We start from the raw sequence: 13955 nt of genomic DNA on the forward strand, positions 1-13955 counted from the left end.
GGCCGGTCCGGCGGAAGCAGTCGGCCTGTTCCTACATCCCGGACGGTCCGGTAGAAGGAGATGCTGCAAGGAAGGGGAAAGGGACGCGCTAAGTCTACGCTCTTCCTTTGGTGAGGATGCAGGGCACGCCTTTGCCGATCATTCCGGGCTGGGACATCTTCTCAAGATACCGCAAACCTCGTTCACACTTGCGGCAACGCGCGCACACATCAGAGGTGACCACCTTCATCATGAACTGCGTTTTGTCGATGGAGGAGGCAGGAGTATTCTTCTTGGCTTTGCTGTTCTTTGCCTTGCTCACGTCATTCATCTCCCACGCCTTGGATGATGCATCATATGACGAAGCCCGGAGGTTGGCGACAGCCCGGCAGGGGTGCGGAAACATTTTTGCAGAAGGCTTGGGTGAGGGGCCGCGGCAGAGGATAAATATTCGTCTGCGGGTATAGGGCAGCAGGAGTTTTATGAGGAATGTTGAATAAAAACAGGGTACCCGGGGTAACAAAAGATAGATAGCCAACACACGCATCCCCGGACAGAGGAGGAGCATGATGAAATACATCATCTGCCAAGAGGTCAAGATTGTGGATATGAATGAAGAAATTCTGACGCAAACGCTGTTCAACCGCGGGGAGTTCGATGCCCCAGCGATCTCGGTAGGTTCTTCCGTACTCGCATACCAGCTGGGCTTGAGAGAGTTCGATGTGGTCCTGGACAAGCGGGAAGGCAAGCATCAGCGCTACACGGTGGTTGATGTGGAAATTGATCTGATGACGACCCCGACCAGTACCCGTGTCTTCTTGGAGCCGGTTACCCTCATTGTGGGACAGCACGACATCGGACAGGTTTGAAGATACACGATGGATGTGTTTCCAAGTGGAAGTCCCGTATAGATGAAAAGGGCAGTCCGGTCAGCAGCGCCTAGGAGGTGCCGCTGCCGGGCTGTTTTGTGTTAAGGAAAGGCATAGAGAATGAACTTTCGGTGAACTCTGCTGGCAGGAGGGGAAACGCAGGGAATGTTCATTTGACGCAGGGTGGGCCGGATACGGTAGACTTAAGAACGGGGGTGATGTTCATGAAGTGGACCTTTATTCGAATCGGAGCGATCTGCGGGTTCCTGGCGGTGGCCATCGGTGCCTTCGGTGCCCATATGGTGAAAGAGAATATCAGCGCGGCGATGTTCGCCAATTACCAGACCGGCGTTCAATATCATATGTTTCATGCGCTGGCCTTGACGGTCATCGGCCTTGCGTCCGCTGTACTTCCAGCGACGGGACACCTGCGCCGTGCGGGCTGGGCGATGCTGACCGGGATTATTATTTTCTCAGGCAGTCTGTATGTGATGGCGCTGACGGACCTGCGCATCCTTGGAGCAATTACGCCGATCGGCGGGGTGGCTTTTTGTTCGGCTGGATCAGCCTGTTCCTGGCCTGCCGAGGCGCTGGGTCTGCCGCGAAGTAATATGGAGGCGATCGGAGGGAGACTCTCCGGAAGAAGGGGGAGGCCGGGAGAGGCCTCTCTTTTTTGTTAAGAAAGATGTGAGGATAGTAAGTAGTAGCATAGCGAGCCGGCAACGGAGGAGTGGATCCGAAAGTCGCTGGAAATGGGTTCTGCGCTGCCCGGCGACTCAGGCGAATGGCACGTAACCACGATCTCTCCCTTGACATATAGTGAAAGCATACGGGCGTAAAGGGGGAGACAAGGTCATGATGCGTATGGAACCGGTCGAACTGGACGGACGCACTGCACTCGCGATCGAGGTGAAGCTGCCGAAGACAACGCTGCTCGTGGTCACGACGGATAAAGGGTATATCATGTGCGGCGCGCTGGATGTCGGACTGCTCAATGAGAAGCTGAAGGAGCGCGGTATCATTGCGGCCCGGGCGACAGGCGTCCGGACAATCGAAGAGCTGCTTGAGGCTCCGCTGGAGTCGGTCACCTACGGTGCTGAAGCGCTTGGTATCGTTCCCGGCATGAAGGGGCGCGACGCGGTGTCTCTGATGTCTAAAGGCATGAAGCTGCGGGAGCCGCCCCTGCGGCTTTCTTTTTGGGGGAAGCCAGTCCTATAATGAGGGAAACGGCAGCTGACACAGGAGCTGCGGAGGGGGAAAGCATGCGCAGCGATGAATTTACATACAAGGATGAAGGCGGGGTGCCCATCCATACTTATGTGTGGCTTCCGGAGGAGGATGCGGCCCTGCGAGGAGTGGTACAGATTGCTCACGGCATGGCCGAAACGGCCCTGCGCTACCGCCGGTTCGCCGAAGCGCTTACGGCGTCCGGCTATGCGGTCTATGCCGGCGACCACCGGGGACACGGCAGGACGGCAGGAGACCGTTCGAAGCTCGGCAGCATCGGGAGGGACGGCTTCCGTCTCATGTGCGCAGGGATGGCGCAGCTGACGGAGCTGATCCGGGAGCGGCATAAGAAGCTTCCCGTGTTCTTGTTCGGACACAGCATGGGTTCGTTCCTGACCCAGCGCTATATGTATACGTACCCGGAGAAGGTGGACGGCGTCATTCTCTCCGGCTCGAACGGCCCCCAGGGAAGCCAGCTTCATCTGGGCATCTGGCTGGCCAAGAGGGTGGCCGCCCGCAAAGGAGCGGAGCACCGGAGTCCGCTCTTGACGCAGCTTACCTTCGGGGGCTACAACCGGGGCTTCCGGCCGGTCCGTACGCCGTTCGACTGGCTCAGCCGGGATCCGGAAGAAGTCGACCGCTATGCGGCCGACCCGGACTGCGGTGCCGTGTTTCCCGCCCAGTTTTGGGTCGAATTTTTCACAGGCCTGGCTGAGCTGCATCGGAGGGGGCAGCTGGAACGGATTCCGAAGGAGCTGCCCCTGCTGATCATCTCGGGTGACCGGGATCCCGTGGGGATGAGGGGGAAGGGAATTCGCCGGTTGGAGGCGCTCTACCGGGCCGTGGGAATGAAAGAAGTCACGGTGAAGCTCTACCCGGGAGGAAGGCACGAGCTGCTGAATGAAATCAACCGGGAGGAAGTCACTAGAGATGTGCTGGCCTGGCTGGAGACGCGGCTTCAAGGAGCGGCAGCGGTACAGCGAGCACAAAAATGAATAAACGAACCTTGAAACCCGGCCGGCAGCGGACCGGGTATTTTTTTTTGTCAAATAAAATAATGTGTATCTCACCAAGGCTCCATTCTGTAATCGTATCTTCCTTATTAACGCGCATGGTCCTTAAAGGACGGAGATGCCGTAACTCTTGGTAATTCCGATAAAAAATCAAGGGGAAACTATTGACAGTTAAAGTGATAACGATTATCATTCTCTTTGTTATGATATTGAATATCATTATCATCGGATAGCGGAGAGAAGGAGCGGATCAATCATGGCAAAGGTAATTCTGGTGTTCGCCAGCATGACCGGAAACACGGAGGATATGGCGGATGCGGTGGCAGAGGGAGTTCAGGCTGCCGGAGCCGAGCTGACGCAAAAAAATGTAATGGATACGAATGCGTCCGAGCTGGCGGGCTATGATGGGATCATCCTTGGTGCCTACACGTGGGGAGATGGAGACCTGCCGGATGAATTCCTCGATTTCTATGACGAATTGGAGGAAGTCGATCTGGCCGGTAAGAAGGCTGCTGTCTTCGGGTCCTGCGACTCTTCCTACTCTGCCTACGGGGCAGCAGTCGATACGCTGATCGAGAAGCTGCAGGAACGTGGAGCGGAGATCGTAACGGAAGGCCTGAAGGTAGAGCTCGGCCCTTCCTCCGAAGATAAGGAAGTATGCAAGTCGCTCGGCGAAACGCTGGCCCGTTCCCTGCAGGTAACGGCGTAAGCCGGCAAGGCGGTCGAACGCGGGAAGGCCCGCAGGCCGTACAAGAAGTACCCCTAGAGAGAGGATGGAATGCCCGTATGGGACAACTGTCTTCCTCCAGGGGTATTTTTCTTGTGGGATAGCTGACATTCCGGCGGCCGGTTGTACTTCAGGGAAAGCGGAGTATACAATGGGAGGGACAGGAAGCCCCGGGCAGGGAAGGAGCACGAAGACGAATGGAAATCAAGCGTATTACAACGCAGAAAATATATGAAGCGATTGCAGAGCAGATCAAAGATCAAATCGTATCAGGCCAGCTTCAGCCGGGTGACAAGCTGCCGTCCGCCAAAGAGCTGTCCGAGCGGTATGAGGTGGGGCGGTCGACCGTACGGGAGGCGCTGAGCGCATTGAAAGCGATGGGGCTCGTAGAAATTCATCAGGGGGAGGGCAGCTATGTCAGAGCGATTGAGGCGGACGATGTGGGCCTGCCGGAATTCGACTCTCTCCTGATGAGCCGGGAGACGGTGCTGGAGCTGATTGAAGCCCGGCAGGCGCTCGAAATCTCCAATGCCGCCTTGGCCGCAGTGAAACGGACGGATGCCGATCTGGCCAAATTCGAGGAGGTGCTCCGACGGATGGAAGCGAGTCCGGGGGACGAGGTGGAGGGGGAGCAGACCGATATTGCCTTTCACCTGACCTTGGCCGAAGCGACGCATAACTCCATTCTCGTGCGGATGATCGATTCGATCTCTTCCCAGATGCAGACGGCCATCCGGGAAACCCGGCGGCTGCAGATGTATGGGAGCCCCGAAGTCTCCCGGCAGCTGCTGAAGGAGCATCAGGCCGTGTACGTAGCCGTAAGGCGCGGGGATCCCGGCGAAGCCCAGGAGGCTATGCGGAAGCACCTGTCCCATGTGGAGCATGTCCTCATCCGCTATTTGAAGCGCTGAGGCGGTTAGGACACGACCATGCGGCGGAACAGAAGCCGGTGCGGTCCGTATGCAGATATGGAAGAGCAAGCGGCTATGTGACCGTGCTGCCGATCCAGACGAGCACGGCTGCTCCCAAGAGACCGGCCCATCCGGGATGCTTCGCCTTCGTACCGACGAAAACGAGAAACGCCGCCGCGAGCATGGAGGCTCCGATAGTGTTCCCGAGTACGGGTAAGGCGGCTCCAGGAGAGGGCTGCCGCGCCAGCCACAGCAGCAGCCAGGCCATCCCCCATCCAAAGACGGTGAGCGCATGCCAGCTGGCCCACAAAATGCGTACGCTGGATTCTTTCAATACCCCTCCGCCATCGGTCGGAACAAAACTGCCGCGTCTCATTTGGCGGAAGACGAGAGCCTCGCCCAGCACGCTGTGGATCAGACCCACAACAAAGACCAGGATCGAAGCGCTTAGGAAGTATCCGTTCATCTGAAAGCCCCCTCGCATGATATGCATCTACCCGCATCTTACCATTCATTGGTGAACTGTTCATCCACTTTGTGTAATTGACTCATTTTTCCATATAGAGAAAGGGTTTGGGGGAGCACATATCGAATACTACTCTATCCAAAAAGTGGAAGGGTGCGGTTTCGTGTACAGAGTGGATGTGGCCTATGCACTGATTGCCAATGAGAAGCAGGACAAGGTATTGATCGTCAGAAATAGGGACTCTTCGAGCTGGTCATTACCCGGGGGTGCTGTAGAGCCCGGTGAGTCGTGGGCTGCCGCGGCGATCCGAGAAGCAAGAGAAGAAACCGGGGTTGAGGTGGAACTGGAAGGGATCAGTGCGGTGAATGAGTGCCTGTTTGAAGATCGGGGGGAGCATGTCATCTTCGTCACGTTCAAGGCCAGACCAGTGAGTACGGAGATCCGGATTACACGCCCCCATGAGATCGCGGAAGTGAGATGGGCGGGTCTGGAAGAAGCTGAGGAGAAAATGCCTTATTACCGATCCGGAATCCGTAAGCTGTTCGAGTCCGGGGCCATTCCTTATGATTTTCAAGGAAGGCAGACCCTGCGCACATACAATTCCAAAAGAGAGGAAGGGGTGAGCCCAAGTGAAGTATGATGTCGAACGGTGCTTTTGGATCAACGAACCGAAAGAATACGTCGTGCAGGAGAACAGGATCATAATCAAAACCGAACCGGGAACCGACTTTTGGCAGCGCACGTATTACGGGTTCCGTAACGACTCCGCTCCGGCTTTGCTGATGAAGACCACCGAGCGTTACTTTTCCTTCGGGGTCAAAACGGAGTATAACAGCAAACAGCGCTACGACCAGTGCGGCGTGATCCTTTACCAGAACAGCGAGAACTGGTTCAAGGCATCCGTGGAATACGAAAATGAGGGATACCAGAGGCTGGGGAGCGTGGTGACGAACCACGGGTACTCCGACTGGGCCACGACCGATATTCCTGCGGAGATCAAGACGATGTATTACCGGTTAAGCCGCCGCGAGAGAGATTACTGCATTGAGGCGTCCTATGATGGGGCCGCGTATACCCAAATGCGGATTTTCCATCTGTTTGAGGGTGGGGATGAGATCCAGTTTGGAATTTATGCCTGCAGCCCGGAGCAGTCTTCTTTCCAAGCGGTGTTCAGTCAGTTCGAAGTAACGGAGTGCCAATGGGAAACACACCAGTAGAGGGATACTCAAGCGAACGGAGTACATATGATCATTACCGAACAACAATTTGAGGTTAAAGGGCTGCGCTACCGGATCAGGCCGGCGGCTGTCCGGGATGCCGAAGAACTCTCCGCATTACGGGTGCAGATCGACGGAGAGACCGAGTATATGGACAGGGAGCGGGGCGAAGCGTTTCTTGACGTGCCGGGCTTTGAACAGCTGATTCGGACGGACGCCGAGAAGGAGAGAAACTTATGTTTGGTGGCGGACACAGGGGAGCATATCGTGGGATTTTCGAGATGCGAAGGAAGTGCGCTGAAACGGCTCTCCCATAAAGTGGATTTCGGTGTCTGTGTGCTGCAGGAGTTCTGGGGGTACGGCATCGGGAAGCAGCTGCTGGTCCAATCCATGGCTTGGGCTGACGGGAGCGGGATTCTCAAAATGGGGCTCCATGTGCTGGAAACCAACCATAAAGCGATCGCCCTGTATATCAAGCTGGGCTTTGAGATCGAAGGCCGATTGAGAAAGGACAAGCTCCTGGGGGACGGCAGATACTATGACACGATTGTGATGGGACGGTTTAAGGAAGGGAACATGCTCGCATGATACAACATCATGACCATAAAAAGGCGGTCCAAAGGACGGGAGTGAGCTGGATGCTCGCTATCCTTTGGACCGCCTTTTTGTCATGCGGAGCTGCGGAACATCAAACGGGAAGGGCGGCGCGCTTCAGGAGGCGCTGGATGGAACGGTCCGCCTCAGCCAGCACGGTGAGCGGGTCGATGGTGCGCATGATGCCTTTTTCCATCACGATCCGGCCGTTAATGATCGTCGTTTCCACATCCGCCCTGGTGGCGGAGTAAACGATGCGGGAAATCGGATCGACATCGTAGGAGGGGAACGTGTGGAAGGCGTTCAGGTTGAGCAGGGCGAGGTCCGCCTTTTTGCCGACTTCAATGCTGCCGATCTCCTTCTCCATGCCGACCGCCCTGGCTCCGCCGATCGTAGCCATACGGAAGACGCTTCGGGCATTCATCGCGGTAGGACCGTGAACCGGTTTCTGGATCAGCGCGGCGAGCCGCATCTCGTTGAACATATCGAGGTTGTTGTTGCACGGCGCTCCGTCGGCACCGAGAGATACCGAGATATCGAGCTTCAGCATCTCCGGCGTCTCGGCGATCCCCGAGGCCAGCTTGAGGTTGGAGCCCGGGCAGTGGCTGACATGCACGCCCCGTTCCCGGATAATCCGCTTCTCCTCTTCATCGAGCCAGATGCAGTGGGCAAGAATCAGGCGTTCGTTGGCGAGGCCCAGATGGTCGAGATACACAACGTTGCGCATGCCCGTCTCCGCCTGGACAATCTCGATCTCGCCGAGATTCTCGGAAGCGTGGGTATGGACCTTGACGCCGTACGAGGCCGAGAGCGATTGGACCTCGCGGAGCAGCGTTTCGGTGCAGGAGACCACGAAGCGGGGACAAAACGCATACTGGATGCGGCCTCCGTCGTATCCGTTCCAGCGCTCGAGAAGGTCGACGCTTTGCTGAATGGAATCTTCCGTCTTCTCCTGCAGCGGCAGAGGGACTTCCGTCCCTTTATCCATCATGACCTTGCCGGACAGGGCCCGGATGCCGCTGGCGGCAATCGCCTGAAAAGCCGATTCGGTATGGTGCACGGTCTCCATATCGACGATCGTGGTCGTGCCGCTCTGGATCAGCTCCCCAATGCCGAGCATCGCCGAATAATAGATCGACTCTTCATCATGCGAGGCTTCCAGCGGCCAGATCCGTTTGCGGAGCCAGTCCATGAGCTCGAGATCGTCGCCTTTGCCGCGAAACAGGGTCTGGCACAGGTGGATATGGGTCTGTACGAACCCGGGAATCAAGGTCCGGCCGACGCCATGGATGACGTAGTCCCCCGGCTCCTCAGCAAGGTGGGGGGCGATCGCAGCGATCCGGTCGTCCACGATCCGGATATCCCCCGTAAAGATGTCCTCCGATGCATTCATCGTAATGATCTGCGCCTGTTTGATCAGCATGTTCCCCATGGCAATCCCTCTCCTATTCCGACGGATGGTGTGCATAAAAAAACTAGCTGCGAAAAAACATGTCTTTGGCAAAGAACATATTTTTTCGTAGCTAGAAATTTACGGTTTCCAAGTAGAGACCCTTAATCCAATCATTAAGGTTATACGAAAAGAAAAACAGTATGAAATTACCTCTATGATACCTGGATAGAAGATAAGTTGTCAATCTGTGTTATTGAAATTGACATGGAATATTGCTGAACATGAAGTGCGAGAAGGAGTCTCGCCCGAGAAGCTTACCGTTTGGGCTTGGAGGCGGTCTCCGCCTCCAAGCGGCTCCGCAGCTGTGCCGCCTCTTCGTCGGATACGGGCTTCTCCCCATACCGGACGCTCTCATAGAGGCGCAGCAGCTCCCCGGCTGCCGGGCCGGGCGCGGCGGCTCCGTTCGCAGCGGCGGCCTCGCGCACCGTCTCGGCCGGCGTCCACTGCGGCGGGGCCTGAAGCCCCCGGCGCCGCTGTCCGCGCAGCCACTCCCGGTACAGGTAGCGGACGCGCTCGCCGCCGCTGCGCAGGTCCTCCCAGCGGGGCTCCCGCAGCCGGGTGCCCCGCTGGAGGCCTTGGCCGCTCCGCCCCGCGGACGGGGCCCTCAGCAGCGAGACGACTTCGTCCTCGTAGCCTTCGGCGCTGCCGGACCGCTGCGCGGGGTTCATGCGCTCCGCGAGCCAAGCGAGCAGGCGCCGGAGCCGGCCCGGCAGGCGGCGGGCCAGCCGGTAGAGCAGGTATGCCGCCAGCAGGGTGAGCAGCGCGCCTGCGGCATAGAGCAGCGCCTGCTCCAGCCACTGCAGCCAAGCCGGCGGCGGCTCGGACGGCGGCAGGGCGGGCGGCGACGGCGGTGCGGCCGGCGGTGCGGCCTCCGGCGGCGGTTCCTGGCCCTGCGGCAGCAGGCCGAGCAGGAAGGCCGCAAGCCGGGTGAGCCCTTCGCGGAGGGCCGCTTCCAGCGCCGAGCCGAAGGCGAGCAGGAGCACGCCGGCCAGCAGCAGGGCGGTCCACAGGCGGTTCGGCCAGAGCACCGCCGGCGGCAGGGCCGGCGGGCTCCCTGCGCTGCTGCTGCGGTTCAGCGTCTCGTCCTGCAGCCGGATGCGGTTCATCCGGAACAGTGCGGTCCCAAGGGCCGCCAGACCGCCCCACAGCAGGAGGGGCAGGTAGGGCGCGAACGAGGGGACGAACTGCAGGACGAAGGACGCGGCGAACTGCAGCAGCAGCCCGGCGGCGAAGGCGGGCGGCGGGAAGAGCAGCGCCCAGGGCTCCGCCGCCATGCGCGCTCCGCGCCGGGCCAGCAGCCAGCCGGCCGGAAGCGCCAGCAGCGCCGGGAGGCCCGCGCCGAGCGTGCAGACGGCCTGGAGCAGGCCGAAGGCCGCCGCCACGGTGTGCCGCGTCAGCCGGCGCTCCTGCGGAAGGCGCAGGGCCAGGGCGCAGCCGGCGGCATAGAGCAGCGGCAGCGACGCCAGCCAGAGCCAGCGGCCCGGCGCAGGCAGCGCGTAGACGGCCAGCAGCAGCGGCAGGGGCAGGAACAGCAGCAGCTCGGCAGCTCCCTGCAGCAGGGCTCTCAGGCCGCGAAGCAGGAGCGGGCGCAGCGTGTTCTTCATAGGCTCACATCCTCTTCCGAAGGGATGGTGAGAAGGTCTACGGTATGCCCCTGGCTGCGCAGCCGGTCGAGAGGTCCGGCCATTTTGGCGCTGACGAAGGCGGTAATGAGCAGAATATCCAGGCGCGGGCCGTCCTGCAGCCGGTCGGCTTCTTCCTCCAGGAACGCGTCGAACGGGATGCTGAGCTCCAGCACCAGGCGGGCCAGCGTGTCGAGCAGCGCTTCATGCTGGCCTGCCCCGCCCTGCAGGCCGGTCCGTGTGGGGGTCTTGGGCGAATCGACGGAGCCTGCATTCGAGCCGAAGCCGGCTTCCATGCCGGCCTCCGCCGCCTGCCGGAACAGCTCGGCGGCCGCAGAGATGCCCCATTCGATGAGCTGGGGCCGGTTCACCTGGTCCCACATGCCTTCATGGTCCTCGACGTTGAGGTAGACCATGAGGCGGCGTTCGGCGGTATATTCGTGGCGGTGGACCTGCAGGGAGCCGGTCCTGGCGCTGGCCATCCAGTTGACCCGCCGCAGCGGGTCGCCGGCCTGGTATTCCCTTGTGCCGGCGGTCAGGAACGGATCGTCGATCATCCACCGGCGCACCGTGAGATCGCCCTGGAAGTGCTGGCCCGGCCGGTCCAGCGCCCCTGCGGGGAGCGGCTCGGGGTAGACGAGCAGCTCCGCGCCAAGTTCCAGCTGCCGGGTGGTGTGCAGGAGTCCCAGCACATCGCCGGCCGTGAGCGAAGCGGAGCTCAGGCGGTAGCAGCCGCGCTTCAGGGGGACGACTTTGTGACGGCGGATGATCCGTGTGAACGGCATCAGGCTGAAGAAGCTGCGGTGGTTCTGGTAATGCTCGCCACCGCTGACCTGGAGGTTAAACTGCCTGCGGAACTGCAGAGAGCCGTGAAGCAGGGATTCGAGGCGCAGCCAGGGGACCGGGAGGGCCTTCCGGTTCTCGATGCTCTCCACAAGCTCGATCTCCTCGCCGGGATAGCAGGTGCGGGTGCTCCAGCGGCGTTCGTAGGTGAGCCTGCGGAGATTGAACCGCGAGAAGAGCAGGCCCTGGCCGGCTGCTGCGGCAGCAGCGATGAGCAGTGCGCCGTGAAGGCTCATCTCGCACTCACCTCGCTGACGCGGAGGGCTCTGCCGGTACGGGCAGCTCTTCGAGCAGCCGGCTTACGAGCGACTCCGCCGCTTGCGGCCGCACCCGCAGGCCCGGCTTCAGCACGATGCGGTGGGCGAGCACGGGAAGGGCAAGCGCCTTGATATCGTCGGGCGTGACGAAGTCCCGCCCGCGCAGGACGGCGTGCACCTGGGAAGCGCGCAGCAGCGCCTGGCTGCCGCGGGGCGACACGCCCACCGCCACGTCGCCGTGCTCCCGTGTCGCCTCCACGATGGACAGCAGGTAGGCGAGGACGTCGTCGGCTGCCGTCACCCCGGCGCAGAAGGACTGGGCCTCCGTGATGTCTTCAGCAGAGGCGACGCCGGCCATGTCCTCCAGCGGGTTGTCCTGCCGGAACCGCTTCAGAATCTGCAGCCCTTCGCTGTGCGACGGATACCCCATGCGGATCTTGAGGAGAAACCGGTCGAGCTGGGCTTCGGGCAGCGGGAACGTGCCCTGGCTTTCCACCGGGTTCTGCGTCGCGATGACGAGGAACGGACGGCGCAGCCGGTGAGTCGTTCCGTCAATGGAGATCTGCCGCTCCTCCATGCACTCGAGGAGGCTGGACTGGGTGCGGGGCGTCGCCCGGTTGATCTCGTCGGCCAGCAGGAGGTTGGTGAAGAGGGGACCCGGACGAAATTCGAATTCGGATGTCCGCTGGTTATAAAAATGAATGCCGCTGAGATCCGACGGAAGCAGGTCCGGCGTGAATTGTATGCGCTTAAAATCGACGCCGACCGAGTGGGCCAAGGCTTTGGCCAGCAGCGTTTTACCCGTGCCGGGCACATCCTCCAGCAGCACATGGCCGGAGGAGAACAAGGCGATGAGCAGCCGGTCAATGACGTCTTCTTTGCCGACGATGACCCGGTTGACCTGGGTGCGGACACGGTCGGCCAGGCTGCGGACGGTTTGCAGGGATTCGGACATAGGCAAGTGCTCCTTTCGGAAGGGACGGACGTTTTCGTGCCCCATCCAAGTGCTGTTGTTTTCAGTATATCGGGTACGTTCGAGGAAATCGAACTTAACTTTTTTTCGACAATAATAGCTAAATTGTGGCAGGGGTTCTACCGAAATAAGGGAAGAACCTCTGTTTGCCCTTCGGGGCGGGCGGGAGGTGCAGCAGGCCGGAGTCCATGAGGGAGAGCCGGTACTCATTCCTTGGGAGGAGAACGCCACTATGAACGGAAGAACGGTGTCCACCCTGGTGCTGTCCGCCTTGTTCGTATCGGCCTTGACCGGTACAGGCAGTGCGGAGGCAATCGCGGGCAAGAAGGTGCTCAAGAACGAAAAGGGAGAAATCCATACGATACATGGGGAGCTGGGCACGCTGAAAGGGGCAAGAGCCCAGGAACGTGCGGCCGACGCCCTGACCAAAATCAAAGCGGATTACGGGATCGGCGATGTCTCCAGGGAGTTCAGGCTGAAGAAAACGATGACCGAAGGCAAACGGGCCCATACCCGGTTCGACCGTCTTCTGAACGGGATTCCCGTGTACGGGGAGCAGTTGATTGTCCATGAATCGGACGGGTCTCTGACGGGGGTGACCGGCAAATACGAGCCCCTGACACCCACAGCGGCTGAGGCATCGATTACGGCTTCCGAAGCGCTACAGAAGGCCGTGGAACACACAGGCTATAAGGGTCCTCTCAGCGTTCCTGCCTCCAGCGCGCTGACGTATCTGCCGCAGGGCGATCAGGCCGTGCTTACTTATCAAGTCAGCGTCTGCTACCTTGCGGGGGAAGCGCCGGGCGACTGGACAATCTTCGTCGATGCGGGGGACGGCTCGATTGTGAGCGCTTTGAACCGTGCGCAGGAATTGGCGGCCAAGGGCTACGGGCTGGACGGCACGCAGAAAAAAATACAGACCCTTGCGAAGGGGAGCGGCACCTATGTGCTGGAAGACCGGACAAAGCTGCTCTCGCTCGGCTCCGCCATTTATACGTATACGTTCAATAACGGGTCTTTGGCACAGACGTACGTGAGCGACAAGGACAATGTGTGGGATTCGGAGGCGCAGAAGGCGGCGGTGGATGCTCATTACTACGCCGGTCTGGTGTACGACTTCTATCTGAACGTGCTCGGCCGCAATTCCTACGACGGAAGAGGAGCGAGCATCATCTCCGGCGTGCACTATTCCAAGGGCTACAACAATGCTTTCTGGAGCGGCTCCCTGGGGCAGATGGTGTATGGCGACGGGGATGGAGTGCATATGAGCTCCTTGGCCGGGGGGCTGGATGTCGTTGCGCACGAGCTCACCCATGCCGTCACCGAGTATACGTCAGGCCTGATCTATCAAGGACAGTCCGGCGCCCTGAACGAATCTTGGTCGGATGCGATGGCAGCAGCGATCGAGAACCGGAACTGGCTCATCGGTGAGGACATCTGGACTCCGGGGGTGCCGGGAGATGCGCTGCGGTATATGGATCAGCCCGAACTCGGGGATCAGCCGGGGCATATGCGCGATTATTATTATGCGGATCTCAACGACGATAACGGCGGCGTGCACACGAACTCGGGCATTCCGAATAAGGCGTTCTACCACTTTGCCACGGCGATCGGCTCCCGGGTGAATGCGGGGAAGATCTGGTACAGCGCCTCGCTGAATTACATGGCGCCGAATACCGATTTCTCGGGAGCCCGGGCGGCTACCCTGGCGGCATGCCGGGACGCTTACGGGGAGCAGTCCCGGGAATACACGGCATTGCAGGCAGCCTGGACAGCTGTCGGTGTGAACTAGGAGGAGGGGAAT

16 protein-coding genes and 1 riboswitch are annotated in these 13955 nt (G+C 59.9%); of the genes, 10 read left to right on the top strand and 6 right to left on the bottom strand.

The window, feature by feature from the left end:
* Positions 1 to 94: 94 nt before the first annotated feature.
* On the bottom strand, positions 95 to 310 hold the full coding sequence (locus tag PM3016_RS07215) for a hypothetical protein (protein ID WP_013914796.1): 216 nt from the start codon (positions 308 to 310) through the stop codon (positions 95 to 97).
* A gap of 235 nt (positions 311 to 545) precedes the next feature.
* Here PM3016_RS07215 and PM3016_RS07220 point away from each other — a divergent pair, with 235 nt between their 5' ends.
* The 6 genes from PM3016_RS07220 (at position 546) to PM3016_RS07245 (ending at position 4726) form a co-directional block, all read left to right on the top strand.
* Positions 546 to 848 (top strand): hypothetical protein, encoded by a 303-nt coding sequence (locus PM3016_RS07220; protein WP_413783324.1) that lies wholly within the window; start codon positions 546 to 548, stop codon positions 846 to 848.
* 224 nt (positions 849 to 1072) lie between these two features.
* On the top strand, positions 1073 to 1528 hold the full coding sequence (locus PM3016_RS07225; protein WP_014368930.1) for a DUF423 domain-containing protein: 456 nt from the start codon (positions 1073 to 1075) through the stop codon (positions 1526 to 1528).
* A 175-nt stretch (positions 1529 to 1703) separates the two neighbouring features.
* Positions 1704 to 2066 carry a YunC family protein gene (locus PM3016_RS07230; RefSeq protein ID WP_014368931.1) on the top strand — a complete coding sequence of 121 codons (363 nt, stop codon included), beginning with the start codon at positions 1704 to 1706 and terminating at the stop codon, positions 2064 to 2066.
* Positions 2067 to 2110: 44 nt separating this feature from the next.
* Positions 2111 to 3070, top strand: a complete 960-nt coding sequence (locus PM3016_RS07235) for an alpha/beta hydrolase (protein ID WP_014368932.1) — start codon at positions 2111 to 2113, stop codon at positions 3068 to 3070.
* 274 nt (positions 3071 to 3344) lie between these two features.
* Positions 3345 to 3797 (top strand): flavodoxin, encoded by a 453-nt coding sequence (locus PM3016_RS07240; protein WP_013914802.1) that lies wholly within the window; start codon positions 3345 to 3347, stop codon positions 3795 to 3797.
* Between the two features lie 215 nt (positions 3798 to 4012).
* Entirely contained in the window at positions 4013 to 4726 is a 714-nt protein-coding gene (locus tag PM3016_RS07245) for a FadR/GntR family transcriptional regulator (protein WP_014368933.1), read from the top strand.
* Between the two features lie 73 nt (positions 4727 to 4799).
* On the opposite strand, the gene PM3016_RS07250 is transcribed toward PM3016_RS07245, so the two are convergent.
* A complete protein-coding gene (locus PM3016_RS07250; protein WP_014368934.1) occupies positions 4800 to 5192 on the bottom strand; it encodes a hypothetical protein in 393 nt (130 codons plus the stop codon).
* A gap of 163 nt (positions 5193 to 5355) precedes the next feature.
* On the opposite strand from PM3016_RS07250, the gene PM3016_RS07255 reads away from it, so the two are divergent.
* From PM3016_RS07255 to PM3016_RS07265, 3 genes are read left to right on the top strand one after another with little or no spacing between them, the layout of a single operon-like run.
* Positions 5356 to 5832 (top strand): NUDIX hydrolase, encoded by a 477-nt coding sequence (locus PM3016_RS07255; RefSeq protein WP_014368935.1) that lies wholly within the window; start codon positions 5356 to 5358, stop codon positions 5830 to 5832.
* Complete coding sequence (locus PM3016_RS07260) at positions 5822 to 6409, top strand: DUF1349 domain-containing protein (protein ID WP_014368936.1); 588 nt, start codon at positions 5822 to 5824, stop codon at positions 6407 to 6409. Before PM3016_RS07255 ends, PM3016_RS07260 begins: the two co-directional genes overlap by 11 nt.
* 27 nt (positions 6410 to 6436) lie before the next feature.
* Positions 6437 to 6997: a GNAT family N-acetyltransferase gene (locus tag PM3016_RS07265; RefSeq protein WP_014368937.1), complete on the top strand. Its 561-nt coding sequence runs from the start codon at positions 6437 to 6439 to the stop codon at positions 6995 to 6997.
* A 100-nt stretch (positions 6998 to 7097) separates the two neighbouring features.
* Here PM3016_RS07265 and PM3016_RS07270 read toward each other — a convergent pair whose 3' ends face one another.
* From PM3016_RS07270 to PM3016_RS07285, 4 genes are all read right to left on the bottom strand, one after another.
* A complete protein-coding gene (locus PM3016_RS07270) occupies positions 7098 to 8435 on the bottom strand; it encodes a 5'-deoxyadenosine deaminase (protein ID WP_013914808.1) in 1338 nt (445 codons plus the stop codon).
* Positions 8436 to 8503: 68 nt separating this feature from the next.
* A riboswitch (purine riboswitch) is annotated at positions 8504 to 8603 on the bottom strand.
* A 107-nt stretch (positions 8604 to 8710) separates the two neighbouring features.
* Entirely contained in the window at positions 8711 to 10060 is a 1350-nt protein-coding gene (locus PM3016_RS07275; protein WP_014368938.1) for a DUF4129 domain-containing protein, read from the bottom strand.
* Positions 10057 to 11157 carry a DUF58 domain-containing protein gene (locus PM3016_RS07280; RefSeq protein WP_014368939.1) on the bottom strand — a complete coding sequence of 367 codons (1101 nt, stop codon included), beginning with the start codon at positions 11155 to 11157 and terminating at the stop codon, positions 10057 to 10059. Before PM3016_RS07280 ends, PM3016_RS07275 begins: the two co-directional genes overlap by 4 nt.
* A 7-nt stretch (positions 11158 to 11164) precedes the next feature.
* Positions 11165 to 12133 (bottom strand): AAA family ATPase, encoded by a 969-nt coding sequence (locus tag PM3016_RS07285; protein ID WP_014368940.1) that lies wholly within the window; start codon positions 12131 to 12133, stop codon positions 11165 to 11167.
* A gap of 250 nt (positions 12134 to 12383) precedes the next feature.
* Between PM3016_RS07285 and PM3016_RS07290 the strand changes: the two genes are divergently transcribed.
* Positions 12384 to 13943: a M4 family metallopeptidase gene (locus tag PM3016_RS07290; RefSeq protein ID WP_014368941.1), complete on the top strand. Its 1560-nt coding sequence runs from the start codon at positions 12384 to 12386 to the stop codon at positions 13941 to 13943.
* Positions 13944 to 13955: the final 12 nt, after the last annotated feature.

It is taken from the genome of Paenibacillus mucilaginosus 3016 (genome assembly GCF_000250655.1).
GTDB lineage: Bacteria > Bacillota > Bacilli > Paenibacillales > NBRC-103111 > Paenibacillus_G > Paenibacillus_G mucilaginosus.